24 protein-coding genes and 1 rRNA gene are annotated in these 24061 nt (G+C 37.1%); 16 read left to right on the top strand and 9 right to left on the bottom strand.

Annotated features, from left to right (window positions below; all coding sequences use genetic code 11):
* Nucleotides 1–3: 3 nt before the first annotated feature.
* The gene (locus Q9306_RS15465; RefSeq protein ID WP_306199991.1) at nt 4–909 is read right to left on the bottom strand and encodes a TIGR01777 family oxidoreductase; all 906 of its coding nucleotides are present in this window, start codon (nt 907–909) and stop codon (nt 4–6) included.
* Between the two features lie 80 nt (nt 910–989).
* Between Q9306_RS15465 and recX the strand changes: the two genes are divergently transcribed.
* Nucleotides 990–1802: a recombination regulator RecX gene (gene recX / locus Q9306_RS15460; RefSeq protein WP_306199988.1), complete on the top strand. Its 813-nt coding sequence runs from the start codon at nt 990–992 to the stop codon at nt 1800–1802.
* A gap of 11 nt (nt 1803–1813) precedes the next feature.
* Nucleotides 1814–2134, top strand: coding sequence for a YfhH family protein (locus Q9306_RS15455; protein WP_306199986.1), 321 nt, complete (start codon nt 1814–1816; stop codon nt 2132–2134).
* A gap of 62 nt (nt 2135–2196) precedes the next feature.
* On the opposite strand, the gene Q9306_RS15450 is transcribed toward Q9306_RS15455, so the two are convergent.
* Both Q9306_RS15450 and sspK read right to left on the bottom strand, forming a co-directional pair.
* Nucleotides 2197–2349: a YpzG family protein gene (locus tag Q9306_RS15450; RefSeq protein WP_306199984.1), complete on the bottom strand. Its 153-nt coding sequence runs from the start codon at nt 2347–2349 to the stop codon at nt 2197–2199.
* A 38-nt stretch (nt 2350–2387) separates the two neighbouring features.
* Nucleotides 2388–2546 carry a small, acid-soluble spore protein K gene (sspK, locus tag Q9306_RS15445; protein WP_090916964.1) on the bottom strand — a complete coding sequence of 53 codons (159 nt, stop codon included), beginning with the start codon at nt 2544–2546 and terminating at the stop codon, nt 2388–2390.
* 208 nt (nt 2547–2754) lie between these two features.
* Between sspK and Q9306_RS15440 the strand changes: the two genes are divergently transcribed.
* Nucleotides 2755–3021: a YfhJ family protein gene (locus tag Q9306_RS15440; protein ID WP_306199979.1), complete on the top strand. Its 267-nt coding sequence runs from the start codon at nt 2755–2757 to the stop codon at nt 3019–3021.
* A gap of 26 nt (nt 3022–3047) precedes the next feature.
* Here Q9306_RS15440 and Q9306_RS15435 read toward each other — a convergent pair whose 3' ends face one another.
* Complete coding sequence (locus Q9306_RS15435; RefSeq protein ID WP_306199976.1) at nt 3048–4028, bottom strand: metal-dependent hydrolase; 981 nt, start codon at nt 4026–4028, stop codon at nt 3048–3050.
* 146 nt (nt 4029–4174) lie between these two features.
* Between Q9306_RS15435 and mutY the strand changes: the two genes are divergently transcribed.
* The gene (gene mutY / locus Q9306_RS15430; protein ID WP_306199973.1) at nt 4175–5269 is read left to right on the top strand and encodes an A/G-specific adenine glycosylase; all 1095 of its coding nucleotides are present in this window, start codon (nt 4175–4177) and stop codon (nt 5267–5269) included.
* Between the two features lie 12 nt (nt 5270–5281).
* On the opposite strand, the gene Q9306_RS15425 is transcribed toward mutY, so the two are convergent.
* On the bottom strand, nt 5282–5506 hold the full coding sequence (locus tag Q9306_RS15425; protein ID WP_306199970.1) for a hypothetical protein: 225 nt from the start codon (nt 5504–5506) through the stop codon (nt 5282–5284).
* Nucleotides 5507–5626: 120 nt separating this feature from the next.
* Between Q9306_RS15425 and Q9306_RS15420 the strand changes: the two genes are divergently transcribed.
* The 4 genes from Q9306_RS15420 (at nt 5627) to Q9306_RS15405 (ending at nt 8830) form a co-directional block, all read left to right on the top strand.
* Nucleotides 5627–5917 carry a gamma-type small acid-soluble spore protein gene (locus Q9306_RS15420; RefSeq protein ID WP_306200113.1) on the top strand — a complete coding sequence of 97 codons (291 nt, stop codon included), beginning with the start codon at nt 5627–5629 and terminating at the stop codon, nt 5915–5917.
* Nucleotides 5918–6069: 152 nt separating this feature from the next.
* Entirely contained in the window at nt 6070–6330 is a 261-nt protein-coding gene (locus tag Q9306_RS15415) for a YgaB family protein (RefSeq protein WP_306199967.1), read from the top strand.
* Between the two features lie 149 nt (nt 6331–6479).
* Nucleotides 6480–7010 carry a nucleoside tri-diphosphate phosphatase gene (gene ntdP, locus Q9306_RS15410; protein WP_306199965.1) on the top strand — a complete coding sequence of 177 codons (531 nt, stop codon included), beginning with the start codon at nt 6480–6482 and terminating at the stop codon, nt 7008–7010.
* A gap of 62 nt (nt 7011–7072) precedes the next feature.
* The gene (locus tag Q9306_RS15405; protein ID WP_306199962.1) at nt 7073–8830 is read left to right on the top strand and encodes an ABC transporter ATP-binding protein; all 1758 of its coding nucleotides are present in this window, start codon (nt 7073–7075) and stop codon (nt 8828–8830) included.
* An 18-nt stretch (nt 8831–8848) separates the two neighbouring features.
* Here Q9306_RS15405 and Q9306_RS15400 read toward each other — a convergent pair whose 3' ends face one another.
* From Q9306_RS15400 to hemL, 3 genes are all read right to left on the bottom strand, one after another.
* Nucleotides 8849–9937, bottom strand: a complete 1089-nt coding sequence (locus Q9306_RS15400) for an FUSC family protein (protein WP_098918442.1) — start codon at nt 9935–9937, stop codon at nt 8849–8851.
* Nucleotides 9938–10125: 188 nt separating this feature from the next.
* On the bottom strand, nt 10126–14565 hold the full coding sequence (locus tag Q9306_RS15395; RefSeq protein WP_306199958.1) for a glutamate synthase-related protein: 4440 nt from the start codon (nt 14563–14565) through the stop codon (nt 10126–10128).
* Nucleotides 14566–14980: 415 nt separating this feature from the next.
* A complete protein-coding gene (gene hemL / locus Q9306_RS15390) occupies nt 14981–16270 on the bottom strand; it encodes a glutamate-1-semialdehyde-2,1-aminomutase (RefSeq protein ID WP_306199954.1) in 1290 nt (429 codons plus the stop codon).
* Between the two features lie 364 nt (nt 16271–16634).
* Here hemL and Q9306_RS15385 point away from each other — a divergent pair, with 364 nt between their 5' ends.
* From Q9306_RS15385 to perR, 7 genes are all read left to right on the top strand, one after another.
* Nucleotides 16635–17648: an ABC transporter ATP-binding protein gene (locus Q9306_RS15385; protein WP_306199951.1), complete on the top strand. Its 1014-nt coding sequence runs from the start codon at nt 16635–16637 to the stop codon at nt 17646–17648.
* A complete protein-coding gene (locus Q9306_RS15380) occupies nt 17641–18432 on the top strand; it encodes an ABC transporter permease (RefSeq protein ID WP_090916989.1) in 792 nt (263 codons plus the stop codon). Before Q9306_RS15385 ends, Q9306_RS15380 begins: the two co-directional genes overlap by 8 nt.
* A gap of 7 nt (nt 18433–18439) precedes the next feature.
* A complete protein-coding gene (locus Q9306_RS15375; protein WP_306199947.1) occupies nt 18440–19225 on the top strand; it encodes an ABC transporter permease in 786 nt (261 codons plus the stop codon).
* A 62-nt stretch (nt 19226–19287) separates the two neighbouring features.
* Nucleotides 19288–19692 carry a potassium channel family protein gene (locus tag Q9306_RS15370; RefSeq protein WP_306199945.1) on the top strand — a complete coding sequence of 135 codons (405 nt, stop codon included), beginning with the start codon at nt 19288–19290 and terminating at the stop codon, nt 19690–19692.
* Nucleotides 19693–19738: 46 nt separating this feature from the next.
* Nucleotides 19739–20203 carry a thioredoxin-dependent thiol peroxidase gene (bcp, locus tag Q9306_RS15365; protein WP_306199942.1) on the top strand — a complete coding sequence of 155 codons (465 nt, stop codon included), beginning with the start codon at nt 19739–19741 and terminating at the stop codon, nt 20201–20203.
* Nucleotides 20204–20567: 364 nt separating this feature from the next.
* Nucleotides 20568–22280, top strand: coding sequence for a M60 family metallopeptidase (locus tag Q9306_RS15360; RefSeq protein ID WP_306200111.1), 1713 nt, complete (start codon nt 20568–20570; stop codon nt 22278–22280).
* Nucleotides 22281–22630: 350 nt separating this feature from the next.
* On the top strand, nt 22631–23056 hold the full coding sequence (perR, locus tag Q9306_RS15355) for a peroxide-responsive transcriptional repressor PerR (protein WP_306199939.1): 426 nt from the start codon (nt 22631–22633) through the stop codon (nt 23054–23056).
* Between the two features lie 67 nt (nt 23057–23123).
* Here the strand turns inward: perR and Q9306_RS15350 are convergent, their stop codons facing one another.
* On the bottom strand, nt 23124–23480 hold the full coding sequence (locus Q9306_RS15350) for a YgzB family protein (protein WP_306199936.1): 357 nt from the start codon (nt 23478–23480) through the stop codon (nt 23124–23126).
* A 343-nt stretch (nt 23481–23823) separates the two neighbouring features.
* Between Q9306_RS15350 and Q9306_RS15345 the strand changes: the two genes are divergently transcribed.
* Nucleotides 23824–24061: ribosomal RNA gene (locus Q9306_RS15345) — 16S ribosomal RNA — on the top strand; the annotation flags it as partial.

Here is a 24061-nt window from a genome sequence, read left to right as displayed (position 1 = left end):
AAATTATGAATGCAATACAATATTTTGAAGCGCATGTTCTAAAGTAGCATAAGAATGTGTATATCCATGTTGTATTGCCTTTTGAGGTAATACTTTTTGTCCTTCTAAAACAAGGATACTCTTTTCACCGAGAAGGGTTTTAAGCGCAGACTCAGGTACTGGTAACCAATGTGGGCGATGAAGCACTTTCGCGATTGTGCTTCCAAATTCCGTCATTGTTATAGGATGAGGAGCTGTAATATTGAATGCACCGCTTATTTCTTTTGTATGAATCGCAAAATCGATCATTCGAACAACATCTTCAAGGTGAACCCAAGAAAGCAATTGGTTTCCTGAACCGATTGTTCCTCCAATAAAGAATTGATAGGGAAGTAACATTTTCGGTAGTGCTCCTCCATCTTTTCCAAGAACAATACCGAAGCGCGTATAAATCGTACGAATACCAAGATCAGCCGCTTTACTCGCTTCTTCTTCCCATAATTGTACGGTAGTGGCTAAAAAATCATTCCCTTTCTTAGGATGATCTTCTGTAAATGTGTCTGTCTCTGATGTACCGTAATAGCCAATCGCACTTGCATTTATAAACGTGCTTGGGGATTGGTGTAAAGTTTGTAGTTGTTTAATTAATCCTTTTGTGGTGTTTAAACGACTATTTATAATTTTTTCTTTCTGTTGTTTCGTCCAGCGACCATTATTAATAGATTCTCCGGCCAGATTAATAACGATATCAACGGAAGAAAGCGGGAATTCTGAAGCGTCATCATTCCAATGTATATACCGTATATTTGTAGGGGAATGATTTTCTCTTACTTGACGTGTCAGGATGTATACGGTATGTCCGTTGCTTGCTAAATATAAAGTGAGTTCTTTTCCAATAAAACCAGTTCCTCCAGTAATAGCAATTTCCAAGAGAAATCCCTCCTTATTATGTATATTCAAGAAACTCAAATTTGTTTCATATATGTTAAAATGATATTGAGGTGAAATGTATGGCTGTCATTACAAAAATAGAAGTACAAAAACGAACGAACGAAAGATTTAATATTTACATTGATAAAGGTCATGGAGAAGAATATGGCTTTAGTGTTGATCAAGTGACCTTAATAAAACATGGACTTCAAAAAGGTTTGGAATTTGATGATGTTGAATTAGCAAACGTTTTATATGATGAAGAAGTACAAAAAGCATATTTATATGCAATTACTTATTTATCGCATCAAATGAGAACGAAGCAAGAAGTAGAAGAGCAATTACGGAAAAAAGAAATTGGACAAGCCATCATCTCTGAAGTTATTTCAAAACTATTACGTGATCGTTATATTAATGACAAAGAGTATGCAATTGCCTATGTGCGTACGCATAGCAATGTGAATCAAAAAGGCCCAATTGTCATTAGGCGTGAACTGTTAAGTAAAGGGATTTCGGATGTAATGATTACCCATAGTTTACAGGAGTATCCCGAGGAGAAGCAAATTGAAAATGCTCTTGTACTTATAGAAAAAAAGAAAAAGTCTTATCAAAAACATTCTTTTCTACAAATGAAACAAAAATTAGAGGAGATGTTAGTGCGGAAAGGGTATGGGCGTGATATCATTCAAATTTGTTTAGAAGAACTAAAAGATGAAAAGGATGATAAACAGCAAGAAGAAGCCCTTATATATCACGGGAATAAGTATCATGAAAAATATAAGAAATATGATGGTTGGACGTATGAAAATAAGATGAAGCAAGCATTATATCGAAAGGGTTTTTCGATTGATGAAATAGAAGTATTTATTCAAATGAAACGTGAAGAGGGATGAGGGAGAAAAATATGAGAAACATGCCAAAGCGCTATAGCGAGATGACACCACATGAGCTAAGAGAAGAAATAGGCGTTTTAAAAGAACAAGCAGTAAAAGCAGAGCAACTTGGCATTGTAAATGAATTTGATGTTTTAATGAGAAAAATTGCGATGGCACGTGCTTATATGACAGATATAAATGAATTTCAGGTTGGCGAAACATATGAACTTGTAGAAGAGCCAGGGATATCGTTTACCATTACGTATTTTAATGGGGTATTTGCTTGGGGACATAAACAAAATGATACAGAGGAAATTGGCATTCCTATTTCATTATTGCAAAAGAAATGAAAACCAGAGAGCCTTGGCTGCTCTGGTTTTCACTTTTCCTAGTTGTTAAAGGAGATAGGCGGTTAAAGTTGACGTTTTCTCATCTCATTTGCCAAAATAATGAGAGACTGTGTTTGCTGCGTTTGTCCATTCACTTGTGCTTTTGCGTGTTTTGGACGAGCCCACGTGGGGTTGAATGACTCAGAACGACGGTCTAAATGATTGCGGTAGCTCATTTTATCACCTCGTATAAGAAGTTATCGATAAACAGTTGTTATGCTTCTTCTTGATTAGCGGCACGCATTCGCTCTTGCGGATGCGTATTAATGGTGCCGTTAGGGCGTTTTGAAGCAAAGCGAGCTTTTGCTTGTGTAGGACCGTTGATTTTGCTGTTGTTTTTGGATTCAGACCAAATTTCAGATTGTTTGCCCAAGAGGAACTCCCCCTCGCTACAATTTGATACAAAAAGTATCACTTATAGATTGTGCAATGTGAGAGAAAATATTCTAGAGAAATACAAATAAAAAACGGTTTAAAACCCTTTAAAACCTTTTCTTTTTAGGTGGGCGAGAGCGTCTGGCCGTGCGTAGAAGTGACTTTTATATTGAAGAAATGAATGAATTGATTAAAGGAGACATAACATGAACGATATTTTTGAAAAACTAACGAAAGAACTTCTTGAAAAAAATGCATCTCTTTCTTATTCTCAAGCGCGTACTTGGGTTGAGTTATTATGGGAGGACTTTGGTGCGACATATGCAAAAGTAGGAACGTATCAAGGGATTGAAATGACAGAGAAAATCGTACGCACGTGGATTAATAACCAAGGGGCACGTTTGCATGAAATTCAAACGAATAATCCAAAGTATAGTCATTTAATTAACAAAGACGATCATGTTAAACATTAAAAAAACGACCAATTTTGGTCGTTTTTTTAATGAGGAAGTAATTCTAATTTTTTGCGCAGTTTTTCTTCGCTGAAAATCCATCCTGTGTAGGAACTCATAATCTCAAGGTCTTTACTCAGCTGAACAATTGCGACAAATGGATAATAATCTTTGCTGCGATAGCGCAGATCAATAAATCGAACTTCATAATAATCATTGTATTCAAAAATATCCCAGCGATAGACAGGAGAGAATGATAAGAACGCTGAAATGTTTTCATCTTTTTGAGCGGCACGAATGACATCGTTATTAGGTAATGGAATGCGCTCGAATTTATCATGAACCATAATACTACCGCGATGCCAACGGGCAACATAGTAATGGTCTTTTGTTACGATGGCTAAGTGATAATGATAAAAGCGGTATGACGGTGAAATCATGACTTGTTCAACATCACGGAATCGTTTCTTTACGACATTCTTTACATTTTGGCGCATCATAATTCGGCCAATATAATAAATGGCCATTAATATATAAGCAGCTACTCCGGCATAACCTTTATTTGCACCGACAAGGATACAGGCAATTGCTAATGTATGAATGAAGAAAATCACTGCATCAAATGTATTAATAACACCTAGTGCCACCCATTTCTTAGTGAAAGGCCGCAGTGCTTGTGTACCGTATGCGTTGAAAATATCAACGAAAACATGAAGAAACACAGCAATAAATGACCATAGAAGCAGATGGAGATAAGGAGGACTTTGAAATACGGCAAAAGTAATCCCGCTAACAAGAAATGTCCAAAGAATAACAGCTGGAATCGAATGAGTAATCCCGCGATGATTTCGAATATATTTTGCATTGTTTCTTAATTTTAAAACCGTATCAATATCAGGGATATTTGAACCGACAATCGTTGCAAACATCACAGCTTGTGGTCCGAAGTCACTTTGACTGAGCGCTGGATCTAGTGTGGCTAAGCTTCCTAATGTAACGCCCATAACAAGATGAGTGGCTGTGTCCATGAAAACCACCTCCGTTTTTTATTAATGTAACTCTTTTTATTCTATATCACAAGGCATTTGCCTTTAATTTCTTATATCATCTTACTTAAGTTTTCTCCTAAATTCATTATAATAGTACGTATATGCAAAAATGAGGGGGATCAAGTTTGAAACTTGAGATATTAGATGAATTTAACATAGAAAAATTTGGGCATGATTTAATCAGTTGGTTTGAAACAGAGCAGCGTGATTTACCATGGCGCATGAATAAAGATCCATATCGCGTTTGGGTTTCGGAAATTATGCTTCAGCAAACGCGGGTTGAAGCTGTAAAACCATATTACGCAAACTTTATGGAAAAGTTCCCAACATTAGAAGCGTTAGCTGATGCAGAAGATGAAGAAGTGTTAAAAGCGTGGGAAGGCCTTGGTTATTATTCGAGAGCGCGTAACTTACACGCTGCCGTAAAAGAAGTAAAGGAACAGTACGGCGGAAAAGTTCCTAATGATGTAAAAAAAATTGAAAAGTTAAAAGGTGTAGGGCCCTATACAAAAGGGGCGATTTTGAGTATTGCTTACGGAGTTCCAGAGCCGGCTGTTGATGGAAATGTGATGCGTGTCTTATCACGCATTTTGTCAATTTGGGATGATATCGCCAAACCAAAAACACGTAAAGTATTTGAAGAGGTTGTGCGCCAAATCATCTCAAAAGAAAATCCATCTTATTTTAATCAAGGATTGATGGAACTCGGGGCACTGGTTTGTGTTCCGAAAAATCCATCTTGTCTTTTATGTCCGGTTCGGGAGCATTGCCGTGCATTTGCAGAAGGTGTACAAAAAGAATTGCCGGTGAAAAGTAAAGCGAAGGCACCAAAAATGGTTCCGCTTGTTGCTGGTGTATTGCGCACTGAAGATGGTAAATATGTTGTGAATAAACGAGCGAGCACAGGCTTACTTGCTAACATGTGGGAATTTCCGAATGTAGAGATTGGAGAAGGGATTCGTAATCATAAACAGCAATTAACAGACTATATGAAAGAGAATTTTTCTCTTTCTGTTGCTATTGATGATTATGCAATGAATGTTCATCATACATTTACGCATAGAACGTGGGATATCTTTGTATTTTATGGTACCGCGTTGCAACCAATTGTTGAAACGGATCATTTAAAAATAATCACTACTGAAGAATTTGAACAATTGCCTATTTCGAAATCACATCGAACAATTTATGAAGAGTGCGTGAAAAGACTCCAGCCGTAGCGGCTGGAGCTCTTAATCATGAGGTATTTCTGTACTATGCATCCAATCAGCTTGTTGCCGCTGCAGGCCGCCACGTGCTTCAATTTCTTTTACAACTTCTTTATAAATGGTTTGTCCTTCTACGTTTAAGTAGGGCATCATTTGTTGTAAGGAATGATGAAAATAAGCGAGCTCTTCTTGATTCCATTGATCTTTCGGAGTCATTGATAACTCTGTCATATCACGTCCAACATACATTGTGTAGCACCTCCATCATAATTAGTTTGAATGAACGTTTTTATCTGTATACGTAAAAAAAATTTTTCTTTTCACGTTTTTAACGGATAGGTTCAGGCAAGGATGGTTACATTATTTGTTGTGGAGGTGAGAAAGATGAATCAAAAACAACAAAGCTTAGGTAAAACAACTTCTGGTGCTAGCATTCAAAGCGCAAAACAACAAAGCGCTAGCTATGGCACAGAATTTGCAACAGAAACAAATGTACAAGCAGTAAAACAACAAAACGCTCAAGCAGAAGCTAAGAAATCACAAGCTTCTAGTGCTAGCGCTCAAAGTGCAAATGCTAGCTATGGTACAGAGTTTGCAACAGAAACAAATGTACAAGCAGTAAAACAACAAAACGCAAAATCAGCAGCAAAAAAATCTTAGTTCGAACCAATAAGAAAAACACTCCTCTAATGTAAGGGGAGTGTTTTTCTTTGTGTAAGCCGACATAACTTCTAATAAGTCAACAAATATAGTCAAAGGAGACGAAGCGGTTTTATTCGAAAATATGTAATAGGATTTTTAGGAGGGATGGGATGAAACTGTTTGATGAATTGGTTGAAGAGCAATTGCGGACGATGGATGAATTATTAAAGTTACAAGTTCATTTAGAAAAATATCAACATCTTGAAATGAATGAGCAAGATGCGAAAGAACTTCATTTTATTCGTCAAGAAATTCAACGAACAGAAAAAGCATTAAAAGGTTTACAGTTGAAGTTTGAGCAGCAAACAGCTGCGGTCATTCATTCTTTTGAAAATGAGAAGATGCTTTCAAGTGAAGAGACGATTTCATGAATCGGCTCTTTTGTTTTAAAATTTCGACAGAAACGTTATAATAAAGAGAAAAGTGAATTCGGCTCAATATGTTTGAAAAAGAGTAAGAATGAACGGCATTTCAAATAACAACTTTAGAAGAGCGTTCACGGCGAAAGAAGGGAGAAAGTATGGGGTTTCCCAAAGAAGGAGAAAAAATACAAATACATAGTTATAAACATAACGGTTCCATTCATAGAATGTGGGAAGAAACAACCGTTTTAAAGGGGACACAAAGTCTTGTGATTGGAGCAAATGATCGAACGGTCGTAACAGAGGCTGATGGACGAACATGGATTACTCGTGAACCGGCTGTTTGCTATTTTCATTCGAATTATTGGTTTAATGTTATTGGCATGCTAAGGCAGGAAGGTGTGTATTACTATTGTAATTTAAGTTCACCATTTGCCTATGATCATGAAGCATTAAAATATATTGACTATGATTTAGATATTAAAGTGTATCCTGATATGACGTATACATTGTTAGATGAAGATGAGTACGAAAAACATCGTGAGATTATGAATTATCCGGCTGTCATTGACACGATTTTAAAACGAAATGTTGAATATTTAACGCAGTGGATTCATCAGCGAAAGGGTCCGTTTGCTCCTGATTTTATTGATATGTGGTATGAACGATATTTAATGTATAGAGATTAAAGAAAAAACCTGCTAGGGCGTCCAGCAGGTTTTATCCTTTTAACATGATGGGAGGGAGAGGCATGCAAGGAATCAAACGGTATCTCCAATTCGTAAAGCCATATCGGTGGCTCATTACGATTACCATTGTAATCGGTCTTATTAAATTTGGTATTCCGCTTATTATGCCGTGGTTATTAAAGTATATTATTGATGATATTATTCAAGGCGGAAGTTCACTAGAGCAGAAAACATCTCAATTATTTGTGGCTATCGGGATTGCTATGTTTATTTTTGCGGTATTACGTCCGCCGATTGAATACTATCGCCAATACTTTGCGCAGCGTATTGGAAATGCAGTGTTGTATGATTTGAGAAAACATATTTTCGCGCACTTACAAAAATTAAGCTTACGATTTTATTCTAATACAAAGACGGGTGAAGTTATTTCTCGTGTAATAAACGATGTTGAGCAGACGAAAGACTTCGTTATTACTGGATTAATGAATGTGTGGCTTGATACAGCAACGATTTTTATTGCGATTACGGTTATGTTTTCGATGAATGTGAAATTAACGCTCGTTTCCTTACTCGTACTGCCTTTGTACGTAATTGCAGTTAAGTATTTTTTCAGTCGTCTTCGAACATTAACACGAGAGCGTTCACAAGCGCTGGCAACGATGCAAGGCTATTTACATGAGCGTATTCAAGGGATGCAAGTCACGCGAAGCTTTGCTTTAGAGGAGTATGAAAAAGAGAAATTTCAAGAGAAAAACAGTGCATTTTTAACAAAGGCATTAACTCATACAAGCTGGACAGCAAGGACATTTTCTACTGTAAACACATTAACGGATCTTGGACCTTTAATCGTAATTGCTTTTGCTGCTTATGAAGTCATTCATGGATCGTTAACGCTGGGCACAATGGTAGCTTTTGTTGGATATATGGATAGTTTATATAGTCCGCTGCGCCGCCTTGTAAACTCTTCGACGACACTTACACAAGCTTTTGCCTCTATGGACCGCGTTTTTGAATTACTAGATGAAGAGTATGATATTGTAGATTGTCCCAATGCGATTACAAAGAAGTCGCTTCGAGGTGAGATTATATTTGAAAATGTTTCATTTCGTTATAATGAAAAGGAACAAGATGTACTCCGAAATATTTCTTTATCTATTTCACCAGGTGAGAAAGTAGCACTTGTTGGTTTAAGCGGGGGTGGAAAGTCTTCGCTTGCCAGTTTAATTCCGCGCTTTTATGACGTTTCTAAAGGAGCGATTTATGTAGATGAGATGGACGTTAGAAACTATAATGCGCGGAATTTACGCAGTCATATTGGTCTTGTCTTGCAAGATAATATTTTATTTAGCGATACAATTGGTGCCAATATTTTATATGGAAGACCAGAAGCGGCAGATGAAGAGGTAGTCGAAGCAGCTAAAGCCGCACATATTCATGATTTTATTATGAGTTTACCGGACGGATATGAAACGGTGGTCGGGGAAAGAGGTGTAAAATTGTCTGGTGGTCAAAGGCAACGCATCGCGATTGCGCGTGTATTTTTAAAAAATCCGTCGTTGCTTATTTTAGACGAAGCTACATCTGCGCTTGATTTAGAAAATGAACGTTATATTCAAGAAGCATTGCAAACGTTAGCGGCTGATCGAACTACAATTATGATTGTGCATCGATTATCGACAATTACACACGTAGATACAATCATTTATTTAGAAGATGGTGAAATAAAAGAAAAGGGTTCGCATCAGCAATTAATGGAAAAGCGTGGTTATTACTATAATTTATATCAAATTCAAAATATAAAAGAAACGACCCCTTCATAATAGGAAAGGGTCGTTTTCTTATTCGTCCTCTTGTTTTTCGTGAATTTGTAGTTCATCTTCTGGGTTGTGATACGTATAGAAACTGTCTACAAGTAAATCTAAATGTTCTACTTCTTCGCTATAATTAATAATAGCTGAAACGAGAGGAAACAAATGAAGCCATATTCGATAGCTTTCTTCGTCATCTTTATTTTGATAGTTCATAAATATATCAATTAGTTGTTGTTTTCCAACAGAAACTTCGTCAAGTATTTCAACAGATTGTTGTTTCTTTGCTTTCCCGATAAATTTGAGCAATACTTGCTCATGATAATGAGTTAATGAATCCAGCTCATTTTGAATCGATTCTTGAAATGATTCTGGCATATATCGTAACTCGTTCTCTGTTCGATGGAGCGCCTTTAATGTACTTAAAGCGCGACTTGTTGTTGCTAACATTTGTCTAAATAGGACTAGTTTACGAATTTTAGCAACTTGTACTTTTTTTGTATAACTTCTTTCTTCTTTATACAACAAATAGTAATGGTTTAAACGAATCATTCTTTCTTTCATACGGTCAATATCTGTTTTCAATGTTGTGAAATCAGATGCCTGCCTACTGCTCATTCGAATCCATTTTACAATTTCTTCTGTACTATCCACGATTTTATGATAGAGTTTTGTTTCGTATTTTGGCGGCATAAATATTAAGTTTACGAGAGATGCCGCAATAATCCCAATCATAATTGTTGCGAATCGTAATAGGGCAAAATCAAAGAAATTTGCTCCTTGATATTCCATAATGGCAATAACCGTTACGAGCGCAATAGAAATGGTATTTTCTAGATGTAATTTTAAAGCAAGTGCAATAACTAATATGCACGTTAATCCAATAGTAAGAGGATTACTTCCAAAAGCAAATACAAAGACAATTGCAAAAATTGCTCCCATTACATTTGCTTGAATTTGTTCTAAAGCTGTTAAATATGAGCGGTACACAGAAGGCTGTACAGCAAAAATTGCTGAGATTCCCGCAAATACAGGGCTTGGTAATCCAAGCAGTACACATGTAAATAAAGCTAATGTAATGGCAATACCCGTTTTTAAAACGCGAGCACCAAGTTTCATACTCTTTTCTATATCCTTTCTTTCTTGTCAGAATGAATGTACAATATGATACTATACATTCATTAACTTATGTTAGCAAGTAGTATTTTAATGAAAAAACCTGCTGAATTTCAGCAGGTTTTTGTAATTTGTTATAGAGTACTATGAGAATGAAAAGTCGTCAATAAGAAAGCTGTTATCCTTTTGCTTTACTCTGTTGAAACAGATGGATCGGCTTGCTCTTTTGTTGGAATTACTTCGTAGAAATGAGAATTTAGATTGGTTAGCAAAGGTGAGAGGAGCAGGGCCTCTTCGTATTGTTCATGCTCATTTAATATACGAATGTAATCTAATAACAGCTCTTTCACATCAGATTCTCCTATTTTGCTGAGCGGACGAAGCGTAACATTCGCTCCTTTTGCAATTCGTCGTCTTAATGATTGTTCTGTTAAGCCAAAATCAGGATGATGACGTAAGTAGACAACCCCGCCTGTCATTCCGGCACAAATCCACGGGCCAGGGTCACCGAGGACGAGCGCACGGCCGTTTGTCATATATTCAAAAGCAAATCCTTTTATATTAGCGTGAATACCGATATTTCCATGCTCTTCTTTCGGGAGTGGTTTTGTCATTCTTCCGCCAATAATCATATCAGCTCCTGATAGACGAATCCCTGCTCTAGCGTCAGCATTTCCTTGTACATATAATGCTCCTTTTTGTGCGCCGTATCCGAATCCTTTTCCAACAGAACCGTTATAGTATTTCCCATCTTTTCCTTTTGTTTTTGTAATATAAATCCCACCGCCAAAAGCTGTTTTTCCAATGCCGTCTTGTGCACCGCCGTTGACGTGAATAAAGAGGTTTTCGCTATTATAGGCGCCTAGTCCATTTCCAGGAACAGACCCGTTTGTATATTTTAATGTGATCGGCTCTAATACGCGATTTTCATATAGCTTACTGCGAGTGCGATAGCAAGATTCCATGCCGCCCATCACACGTTGGTCAACGCCAATGCTAATAAGTTCTTTAGATGTAATAGAATAATGAGCTTTACTACCTTCTTGATGCGCTGCTGTTTGCAAGGTATTGTATGTTACATCTTCTAATGTTTGTAATAAGTAATGTAAATTTAGTAAATGCTGGCCGTGTGTTTGTTCTAATAAATCAGAACGGCCGACAATTTCTTGTAAGTTGTTATAACCAAGCTGCGCTGTTAATCGTTTTAGCTCTGTGCCAAAAGCTGTGAATAAATGTAACAATCCTTCTACAGCACTTTCGAAATTTCGCGGTACGAAGCGACGCAGCCCATGTTCTTTCGCTTGTGCTTCTGATTCAATTTGCGTTGCAATCCCGACATGACAAGTATCTAAATGACAGCCTCGGCATGTCGTACAACCGATCGCAATCATAGACAGTGTACCGAAGCCGATGCGGTTTGCACCAAGAAGCATAATTTTTAATGCATCTGCAGCACTGCGGATGCCGCCGTCAGCCCAAATTTCTACACGCTCTCTCATTCCAGCTTCTAACAGGGCGTTATGAGCAGCTTTGACACCAATTTCAACAGGAAGACCAACGTGCTGCAGGGCATGAATACGTGCGGCACCTGTCCCGCCATCGAAACCGCTAATGTTAATAAAGTCAGCACCAGCTTTGGCGATGCCTACTGCAATGGTTCCAATATTAGGGACAACAGGAACTTTAACAGCTACTTTCGCGTGTTGATTGGCAGTTTTAATTTCAGTAATGATTTGCGCTAAATCTTCAATCGAATAAATGTCATGGTTATTGGAAGGTGAGATTAAATCCGAACCAATTGTTGCATTTCGCGCTTCTGCAATTTTTGCTGTTACTTTTGAACCTGGTAAATGTCCGCCTTCTCCTGGTTTTGCTCCTTGCCCAATTTTAATTTCAATTAAGTTAGATGAATTGAGGAGTTCAGCGTTGACGCCAAATCTTCCTGATGCAATCTGTTGCCCGCGTGTATGTGGATATTTACCAATCATATCTTTAATTTCGCCGCCTTCACCGTTTAAACTAATCATATTTAATCGGTCAGCAGCCTCGGCATAAGCACGGAAGGCAATTTCATTTTGTGAGCCAAATGACATCGAGCTAATAATAAATGGGAGACTATGAGCGTTTACTGCAATTGAAACTTTTTCAATTGGCGCTTTATGATTTGTTTCTTTTATTTTTATAAGGTGACGAATTGCCGTTGGATTCTTTTCTTCTAATTCATTTAGCTTTTCACGGTAGTCATCATATGCATTTCCTTTGGCAATATCTCCAATCGCTTTCCATATGCGCGGGAATAGATGAAACGTTTTTCGTATGTTTGCTTTTTCATTTGTATAATCGATTGCCCGGGCTTTTGCATCTTCTGCTAGTGTTTTTAGTGAAAAAGCCAACCTACTAGATCCAAGGAAATTTGTAATATCCAATATCTGTGCAATTTCTTCGTGTAGACCGATGGAAGAGAAGAGGCGACCATAGCCGCGTAATTCATGAATTCCAAGTGTTGAAATCACTTTTTCAATTCCTTTATTCAATGCGTTATATAAGTTGAGAAGAGGCGTTTCTGTTCCATCGTTTACTGTTGCAAATGTAAGGTATGGATTGATAACATCTGCTCCTAAACCATATAAAGTCACAATGTCGTGTAAAGAACGAAGTGCCCCGGAACGTACGACAATTGCACAATCACGGCGGAGTTTATGCTTCACGAGCTCTTGATGAATTTTGGCTGTAAGTAAGTGTGGATCAACCCATAATTGGCCGTTTTGATGAGCTTTTGCATCATCAATGATAAGAAGTGATGTGCCTTTTTTTATTGCTGCCACAGCTTCTGCCCCAAGTCGATTCAGCGCCGCACCTAAAGTTTCATCCTCTGTAAACGTTCCAGACAATTTATAGACAGTGCTGTGCAGAGCGAACATACGGATGAGTTGTTCAGAAGAAACTGTATCTAGATGACTTGCAGCTTGTTGTCCGGCTGCTCCCTCTAAGACAACTGGACTTGGAAGTTCTACAATAAATGGTTGTTCGTTTGCCGCGTGCAGCTTTGGCCGTTTTCCTACAATTGTACGTGTAGAAAAGTGCTCTACTTCTCGGTCGCGATCAATTGCAGGATTTGTTACAACTGCAACGCTTTCCTTTATAAAATCAGCGATATTTCGTCTTCCTGCATCGAGTGCTGTAAGAGGGGCATCATGACCGAGGGAGCGAATTGGTTCAGCGCCTTTTTCAGCCATTTGCTCGAGAAGTTGAATATGTTCGCGGTCCCAGCCGAAAGCCGCGTATTGCTCCGTTTTTACTTCTGTAATTGAAACAAGGTGATCTAATTCATCTGTTGGCGGAGCTTGTAGATGATGACGATAGTCAACAGATTCAATTCGTTGCTTCATACGTGTATATACTTCTTTTTGGTAGGCATCATATTCATATAAAATAAGGTCGCCTTCTAGGTTTCGCTTCAGCCCTATTTTTTCACCTGGAGCAAGTGATTTTGGTTCTGCGACATATTCAGCCGGAGAAATAACACCTGGTTCAGAGGAAAAAATATAAGAGCTTTCCGTTTCTACTTTCCAAACGGGGCGTAAACCAAGGGAGTCTACGCTAAAAACAGCTTCATCTTTATGGCGTGAAATAATTCCAGCCGGTCCTTGAGCGAAATGTCCCCATGCTTCACGTATATACGTATATAAGTCTTGCATATGCGGCTTGTATAATTTAATTTCATTAATAATTGGTGGAAATAATATGTCCATTGCTTCGAATAAGCTATAGTTGTAGTTGGTAAGAAGTGTTTCTAGTGTACGGTTTAAATCTTGCGAGTCACTGCCGCCATTTGTAAGTGGCACATCAATCATTTCAGATTGATCTCGCAGCTTAGCAATCGTATTAATTTCTCCATTATGTCCAAGGATGCTAAAAGGTTGAACGCGAAAAAAATTAGATAGTGTATTCGTAGAATAACGGTTATGTCCAAGAGTCATTGTAGATGCGATGAGTGGATGTTGCAGGTCAGCATAATAGGATACAAGTGTATCGCCAGCTCCGAGCACCTTATAAACAACATGATCTGGACTGAATGACGCAACATGAATCGCTTCATTTTTTTCGATTTCTATCGTTAGCGAGAATAATAATTGGTCAATCTTTTCATGTTGTTTTTCTGGAATAACGGCAATTTGCCAAAATAGCGGTTCTTCTTGTTTACCGATAGGTCCGAGGGCATCAGAGTTAGTTACAGTGCTAGTTTCAAATATAATCGTTACATTTTCTCTCTGTAGTAAGGAGCGAATATCATTTTGTAAGGCATGTGCACTTTGTTTTTGCTGTAGAAAAAAATGCCCAACGATAAAGTGAGGATGGTCCACTAATGTTGGATTATAACCATTTTTCATTAATTTTTCTTTCCAAAGTGCTTTCGGAAGATCGATATGAATTCCGATTCCATCGCCTTCGTTATTAATAAATCCAGCGCGGTGATTCATTTTTACAAGTGACTGTATGCAAAGATCGATGTTTTCTTTCGTTGGAATGTTTCGTTTCTCCATCACGGAAACGATTCCACATGCATCATGTTCGGCACGTGCATAATTTCGAAATAAAGATGGTGTCCATTTATTAGTTGTACCCGGCATTCGCCAATCCCCCTCTTTTTGAATTTAGAATAATCAAAATATTAAAGGTGTACGACACCTAATATTTAGAAATAATAAAGTGAAACACTGACGAGAAGTAGTAAGATGACTCTTTATGTTGCGATAAAGACAGATAATTATGAATAATTATACTATTGTTGTGTAATTTATGAAATAGTAAAAATAAAAAAACAGAGGATCGCCTCTGTTTTATATAAATCCACTTTGATTTTTTAACACATAGATTGTTGCTATGTAGAATACGACATGCCCGCTACTGGCTAGCTCTTTTTGTTTCAAACCTGGCATGTGGCAGGAAAAGGCCCTGACCGCTTCTATGCATCGCCAGTCCCTCTCGCCCATTTAAAAAATGCTTTTCTGTCGGTTTTTCAGAAAGTAACTGAGCAGTTACATTTTATTTTAAGGCAGCAAATGCTCTGCCCACGGCTTCAATTGTGTATTCAATGTCTTCTTTTGTATGTTCTGTAGTTAAGAACCATGCTTCATATTTAGATGGTGCTAAGTTAATTCCTTCATGAAGCATTAGTTTGAAGAACTTACCGAACATTTCACCGTCTGTATTTTGGGCAGCATCGTAGTCTTCGATTTTATCTTTTGTAAAGTATACTGTTAAAGCACCTTTTAGGCGATTTAATGTAATGTCAATGTTGTGTGCCGCTGCTTGTTCTAGAATACCTTTTTCAAGCATTGCTCCAAGTTCATCTAGTTTTTCATATACGCCTTCTTGCTTAAGTACCTCTAAGCATGCGATACCAGCAGCCATAGAAGCAGGGTTTCCAGCCATTGTACCCGCTTGATAAGCAGGACCGAGCGGTGCAACTTGCTCCATAATTTCTTTTTTCCCGCCGTAAGCACCGATTGGAAGACCACCACCGATTATTTTACCAAGTGCAGTTAAGTCTGGTGTCACGTTAAGTAAATCTTGAGCACCGCCATACATAAAGCGGAACGCTGTAATAACTTCATCATAAATCACTAATGCACCTGCTGCATGAACAAGTTCATTTACTTTTTCAAGGAAGCCTGGTTTTGGTTCAACAATACCGAAGTTTCCAACGATTGGTTCTACAAGAATCGCGGCAACTTCATGTCCCCATTTATCTAAAGCTTCTTTTAGTGTATCTACATTATTAAAAGGAACTGTAATTACTTCTTGTGCAATACTTTGTGGTACACCAGCAGAATCAGGAGTACCAAGCGTAGAAGGACCAGAGCCTGCTGCTACAAGCACTAAATCAGAATGTCCATGATAGCAACCCGCAAATTTCAAAATTTTTGTGCGTCCTGTATAAGCGCGAGCAACGCGAATTGTTGTCATAACAGCTTCTGTTCCTGAGTTTACAAAACGTACTTTATTCATTGCTGGCATAGCTTCTTTCAACATTTTTGCAAATTTTACTTCTAAAGCTGTCGGTGTTCCGTATAACACACCATTTTCGGCAGCGACTTTAATCGCTTCTGTTACATGTGGATGAGCATGACCTGTAATAATCGGCCCGTATGCTGCTAAATAATCGATATATTTGTTGCCGTCCACGTCCCAAAAGTAAGCACCTTTCCCGCGCTCCATTGCAACTGGTGAACCGCCGCCAACTGCTTTAAAAGAGCGAGAAGGACTGTTTACACCACCAACGATATGTTCTAAAGCTTCTTTATGTAATTCTTCTGACTTTGTGAACTTCATGAAAATTCATCTCCTTACAAAAATCTATGTATTATTTTAACATGTTTTTGGAAAAGACGTATTGTTTGTACAAGTTGCTGCTGTTGGGTAAACTATTCGTTGTGCGAAATTGAAGCTTTCACTAACGCATTGGTAATTATATGTTTAAGTTGAAAAAACGACATAAACCTCTCTTTTTTTAGATGGTCGAGAGCGACTGGCCGTGCGTAGAGGCGGTCATGGCATTATTCTGCCACATGCCATGGAGTGGAGGTCATGTTGTATTTAGCATAGCAGCGATTTATATGTCGAAAAAATATATAGTTAGGCATGTAACAAGGAAAGCTATTGTTTACTAGAGTGGAAGAGAGAAAGGAGAATCGTAATGGAGACGGTTATTGACGTAAAAGATTTACGAAAAGAATTTACATCGTATTCAAGCCGCTCAGGATTAAAAGGAGCGTTTCGAGATTTATTAAATCGTAATTATAAAATTGTCCCAGCAGTAAATGATATTTCGTTTACTGTAAAGCAAGGGGAGATGGTTGGATATATTGGAGAAAATGGTGCTGGTAAATCCACTACTATTAAAATGCTAACAGGTATTTTGACACCGACTGCTGGACAAATTACTGTGAATGGCATGAATCCTCATAAACAAAGGGAAGAATTTGTGAAAACAATAGGTGTTGTGTTTGGCCAACGTTCGCAGCTTTGGTGGGATATTGCTGTGCAAGAATCATTTCGTTTGTTAAAAAAAGTATATGGTGTATCCGATGCGCAGTATAAAGAACATATGGAACATGTAATTGAAACGTTGGATATTGGTCCTTTATTAGATAAGCCCGTCCGAAAGTTATCGCTTGGCCAACGGATGCGCTGTGAATTAGCGGCAGCTTTAATTCATAATCCGCCGCTATTGTTTTTAGATGAACCGACAATTGGTCTTGATGTTCTCGTGAAATTAAAAATTCGTGATTTTCTAAAAGAAATGAATGAACGCTATAAAACAACAATTTTATTAACGACGCATGACATTACAGATATTGAAGCGCTTTGTGATCGTGTTGTTATGTTAGATGAAGGAAAAATAATGTATGACGGATCTTTAGACAAGCTTCGTTCGCAGTGGGGAGCAGAAAAAGAAATTCATTTTCAATTTGTAACTTCTGTTTCTTATCAGCAAATTGCGATGCTAATGCCTGATAATGATGTAGTTTGGTCACAAGGAAAAGAACAACATACGTGGATTGCCAAGATTCCAAATGAAGAAGTCATGATTTCAACGCTTATATCAAAAGTTGTCCAATCTTTTGGGATTAAAGATTTGAAAATTAATGAAGTTTCTACAGAAGAAATCATTCGTAATATTTATGAAGAGGGCATGATTCATGGGTAAGTATATTGAAATGATTCGCGTTCGTTTTTTAATGATGCTTGCGTATCGAACAAACTATTATAGCGGTATTATCATTTATACAATTAATATCGGAGCATATTACTTTTTATGGCAAGCCATTTATAGCGGAAAAGAAAATATCGAAAGTTTATCCGTTACACAAATGACAACATACATTGCAATTGCCTGGATGGCCCGTGCATTTTATTTTAATAATATTGACCGGGAGATTGCGATGGAAATTAAAGAAGGACGGGTTGCAGTTGAGTTAATTCGTCCATATAACTATTTGGGTATGAAAGTCATGCAAGGATTAGGGGAAGGGATTTTCCGATTTGCTTTCTTCTCTATTCCGGGTATGGTCATCGTTACATTGTTATTCTCACTGCAAATTACAACGAATTTTCAAACTTGGTTGTACTTCTTTTTGTCGTTATTATTTAGTTTCATCATTAATACACAAATTAACTTAATGACAGGAATGTTAACGTTCTTTTTATTTAATAATAACGGAATTATGTATGCAAAACGCGTAGTGATTGATTTGTTTTCAGGGTTATTACTTCCGATCAGTTTCTATCCGTTATGGGCGCAAAAAGTAATGACGTTTCTGCCGTTTCAAGCAATTAGTTATATTCCGAGTATGATTTTCTCGGAAGGAATGCAAGGTGAGGCGATTTATAAAGCTTTATTATTTCAAATCATATGGGCAGTGCTGCTCATTATTCCAATTGTGATGATGTGGAAAACAGCAAGAAAACGGCTGATTGTACAAGGGGGATGATGAGAGAATGTTATATTTTAAGTTGTTTTTACAATATGCAAGTCAATATATAAAAACGAAGCTAGAATATCGCGGGGATTTTATTGTTGGTTTACTATCTGATTTATTGTTACAGGCAGTAAACTTAATTTTTATTCTTGTTGTATTTGGACATACGCAAGCGTTAAAAGGATGGAATAGGGAAGAAGTGATCTTTATTTATGGGTTTTTCCTAGTTCCGTTTGCGATTTTTTCTTCATTCTTTAATATATGGGATTTTAATGATCGTTATATCGTAAAAGGTGAAATGGACCGCATTTTAACACGCCCGATTCATAGTTTATTTCAAGTCATCTTAGAACGAATGGAATTGGAGTCACTTCTTGGTGCAATAACTGGTTTTGGTGTAATGGGATATGCTGCACTACAGCTTCAATTAACATTTCATTGGTATGATTTCTTTTTATTTATATTGATGGTGATAGGCGGTGCACTTGTGTATGGCGGGATTTTCGTAACGCTTGCAAGTATTGGCTTTTGGTCAGATGCAAGAAGTTCGATTATGCCGCTCATGTATAACATCGGAAACTACGGACGTTATCCTGTGAATATTTATAATCGCGTCATTCGTTTTGTTTTAACGTTTATATTACCGTTTGCTTTTGTTGGTGTGTATCCAGCATCTTATTTTTTAGGAAAAACAGAATGGAATTCTTATGCGTTTGTCACACCGATTGTGGGGATTATTTGTTTTTTAATTGGGTTTTTCACTTGGAATTTAGGAGTAAAGCGATATCGCGGTGCGGGGAATTAGTTACTTATTCATATGGGATAAAACCCCGTTTGTCCTCATACAAATAAAATGAGGTGGAGGACATGTTGTGGGTAATTATTTTATTAATTGCTGCGATTGCTGTATTGCGGAGTATACAATTACTATGGAGTTCGGTAGGAGAATCAAACCGTTTTTTCTCTTTGTATAATCTGATATCGTTATTTCTTATTTATACAACGGTACTCATTGCATTTGCGCTTAGTTATGTTGTTTTAGAGGAAAGTGGATTTTCGGTATTAGAAGAAGACGGGAAAGTAGTAATGAATCATTCATTCGCTCTTGTAGAAATATGTTTATATTTTAGTGCAATTACATTGTTATCAGTTGGATACGGTGATGTAACGCCGATTGGAATTGGTCGTTGGATTGCCATTATAGAAGCACTGATTGGATATACGATGCCATTTGCATTTGTTGTGCGGACAGTTATGGAAAATGAAAAATAATAGGATATTTGATATAGTGAAAGTAAAATAGAAGGAGTGATTGTATATGATTACAGTAGGGCAAATGGCGCCGGATTTCACGTTAGAAGCAAGCAATGGAGAGCAAGTAAAATTATCTGATTTTCGTGGGAAACACGTTGTTATTTATTTTTATCCAAAAGATATGACACCAGGATGTACGACTGAGGCGTGCGATTTTCGCGATCATCATGTAACCTTTGGAGAGTTAGATTGTGTAATTTTAGGGATAAGTACGGACTCTTTACAGCGACACGAAAAATTTATAGAAAAATATAACTTGCCATTTTTGCTGTTAGCTGATGAAGATCATACAGTTGCAGAAATGTACGGTGTTTGGAAGCTGAAGAAAAACTTTGGAAAAGAGTATATGGGCATTGAAAGATCGACATTTATAGTTGATAAAGAAGGACAGTTAGTAAAGGAATGGAAGAAAGTTAAAGTTAAGGGCCATGTTGAAGAAGCGTTACAATTTGTGAAAGAAAATCTATAAGAAAAAAGTACTTTAGGGATTCTACTTGAATTGAATACGATAAAGAAAAGTTGTTTAATCCTTCATCATAAATGTGATGAAGGATTTTTTGTCGAAGTTTGGTGATAAATGTCATATTTTATGTTAAACTCAGTGTGAAATGAAAAGAAAAATGGAGAAGAAATATATAGAGTTAATTTTTGGAATATTTTTTAAATGGTTGTTTTGTGTTCTTTTCTCTACTTGCAATGAGGTTGTATCCTTAAGGTAATTATTGTATAAAAATATATTAAATTTTTAATAGAATGCTAGGTTTGGAAAGTGATAGAAAGGAATGGGATGTAGTATGAAAAAAGGTAATAGAAAAAGGAATAGTAAAATAGTAATGAAAACGTTTATAGCTGTGAATGTACTTGCTTTTCCATTTATCGGAGAGGTAGCAAAAGTTTCAGCTGAAACGCAAGGACAAACTACAAAAGCACAAGTATCCACTGAACGCACGTTTCATGTTACGGGTAAGGGGAATGTAGATCAGATTAAAGATAGGGATAGACGTCAATTTCGATTTAGTCCATATGAACCAACTGGGCTATATGCAAGCCCAAATGAAAAAATAACAATTCAAGTAGAGGGGACGCAAAATATTCAAGCGTATATAGGAACATTCTCCTACGACGGTGTATGGAATGAAGATTCACGAATAAAGTCATTTACTTTAAAACCAGGCGAAAATACAATTGAGTCGCCAAATGGTGGAATGATTTATTTATACAATCCACAACAAGGCGGCGAAGTAGCGGCTGAAATAAAAACAGGGGGATCGCCTACGCCTTTCTTTGAATTAGGCAAACATACGAAACAAGATTTAATCAATATGCTAGGTACATATCCTAACGCCCATGCGGTGGAATTAAAAGGAGAACGCTCACTTATAACGGCAAGCCCTGAACGAGTTAAAAAATATTTAATAGGTTCGAATACAGATCCTGTAGAACTGTTAAAGAAAATAGATGAATCGATTAGAATTGAAGATCACGTTGCTGGTTTATCTGAAGAAGAAGCGGATAAGCATTATATACACTTTGTAGAGGATAATCACTCTGATGGGTATATGTATGCGACTTCTAGTCGAACAGCATATATTGGAGACGCTATTCAAAATGTATTAAATATAAATAAGTTTACAAAAGGCGGATGGGGACCTTGGCATGAAATGGGTCATCAAAGACAACAAACTCCTTGGCTCTGGAATGGGTTAGGAGAAGTTACGACAAATATTTATAGTATGTCTGTGCAGCGTGCCTTCGGAAATCCATCAAGATTAGAGGAGGGAACATATGAAAAAGCATTTACGTATTTAAGCAAGCCGCAATCGGAAAAAGACTATAACAAAATTGATGATGTCTTTGTGAAATTAGCGATGTTTTGGCAATTGGACTTAGCTTTTGGAGAGGAATTTTATCCAAAATTACATCAATTGTACCGCTCCATACCTAAAGCAGAGCTTCCGAAAACAAGTGACGAGAAAATCCAAGCATTTATTTACAATACATCTAAGCTTGCAAAGCAAAATTTACTACCTTTCTTTGATAAATGGGGACTTATAGCATCACCGGAAACAAGACAAAAGATAGAAGCTTTACATTATCCAACATTAACTGCACCGATTTGGGAAGCAACGGATTCTAAACCTGTTAAAGTTCAAGAACAAACAACTAGCGATCAAAATGGTCAAACAGATCAAAAAGATCAACCAGATCAAACAGGTGAAACAGATCAAAAGGATCAAGTAGGTAAAACGGACCAAACAGATCAAAAAGATCAAAAAGATCAAACGGGCAAAACGGACCAAACAGATCAAAAGGATCAAGCGGGTAAAATGGACCAAACGAATCAAACCAATCAACCAGATCAAACTAGCGATGTTAACCTAACAAGTCATTCTTCGAACATTGATGATAAGTCTGTAAATACTAAAGTGAACAATACAGAAGATACAAATAAGAAATTACCGAGTACAGGCTCACAAATGCCGATATCAGGATTAATGGGTGTTACTTTATTATTAGTAAGTGTTATTTTGCGCAGAATAAAATAATTAGTAAAAATTTACATATAAGGCATATGACTATACACTTTTTTGGGATTTTTCATATGCTAACAGTGTAGGGCATACCTCCTCAGATGATAGTTTTTCATGTGCGAGACTTTCTCGCACTTTTTTTCATGTAAATGTATAAAAAGAAATACGATCATCTAAAAATAAAATGAAGTTTTATCTGGAGAAGGCCTCCACATTAACTACGTTTCGCTGTTTGTTAAATTTGGAATAAGCTTAAGGATAAAATACATAGTTATAGTAGAAATGTTGACGAGTGGAAGGAAAAGGAGTACACTCTTTATAAGAATTACAAAATAATAATCCGTATAGAATCGGGGGGCATGACGGTGGTCAAAGAAGAATTAAAAGAAGCGCTGGAAATGTTGAAAAATACGGGTGTACGCATTACTCCACAGCGTCATGCTATTTTAGAGTACCTTGTGGAATCTATGATGCATCCAACAGCGGACGAGATTTATAAAGCATTAGAAGGTAAGTTTCCAAATATGAGTGTTGCGACAGTTTATAATAACCTACGCGTATTTAAGGAAGTAGGGCTTGTAAAAGAGCTTACCTATGGTGATGCCTCAAGCAGATTTGATTACGTTACAAGTCAGCATTATCACGTGATTTGCGAAAAATGTGGTAAAATTGTTGATTTTTCGTATGCGGGTCTAGAGGAAATTGAGAATGAAGCTGCGAAAGCAACAGGCTTTGTAATCAATAGTCACCGTTTAGAAATTTACGGTGTTTGTCAAGACTGTAATAAGTAATACAATTGATTAAGAGGCTGACGATTTAAGTCAGCCTTTTTTTATTGAAAGTAAGTATAGACTTTTGTTACATTTTGTAGCCCTTTCGATTGTATTTTTCATCGAATTCTTTTCCTTCTAAATTTCGATCGAGTGTGAGAGGCTGGTTACAATGCATGCAAGCATCAACTCGTCCGAGTATTTTAGTCGGTTTGTTGCAAGATGGACAAATGACTTGAACTGTTTTTGTTGATAGCATACCAATCCAAAAATAAACAACAGTACTAGCGATGACTGCAAAAAAGCCAATCATCATAAAAATTGTCATAACAAGAATGTTTTCGCGAAAGAAGACCCCTAAGTATGCAATGAAAAGTCCAATAAATACTAAACTTAATGCAAAAGTTCTAATCTTATTGATTTTATTTGAGTATTTAATGCTCATCCCTTTCACCTTCCTATAAATAATAATATAACATAGATTTCTGAATTTTTGGATGATTAAGGGTGTCTGTTGTTTTTTATGTGTTTAGAGGTATTTAATCAGGATGTGAAATTTTTTATAAAAAGTATTGACCATCTAAAATGAGCATGCTATATTAATAAACGTCGCTGCTGCACGAGAGCAGAAAGCGAAATGAAAAACAAGAAAAAAACAATGTTGACATCGAAAAACAAAGATGTTAACATGAGGAAGTCGCAATTGAGCGATGGATAAGTTCTTTGAAAACTGAACGAAACAAACAACGTGAAACGTCAATTTTTATTTATGACGCTAGACAAACACTTTATTGGAGAGTTTGATCCTGGCTCAGGATGAACGCTGGCGGCGTGCCTAATACATGCAAGTCGAGCGAACTTCTTAAGAGCTTGCTCTTAAGAAGTTAGCGGCGGACGGGTGAGTAACACGTAGGTAACCTGCCTATAAGACTGGGATAACTCCGGGAAACCGGGGCTAATACCGGATAACATTTTGCACCGCATGGTGTGAAATTGAAAGGCGGCTTCGGCTGTCACTTATAGATG

Origin of the sequence: Bacillus multifaciens, assembly GCF_030756675.1 — a bacterium.
Lineage (GTDB): Bacteria > Bacillota > Bacilli > Bacillales > Bacillaceae_G > Bacillus_A > Bacillus_A multifaciens.
Note: the sequence above shows the minus strand (reverse complement) of the source record. Positions and strands in the feature narration are given on the sequence as shown.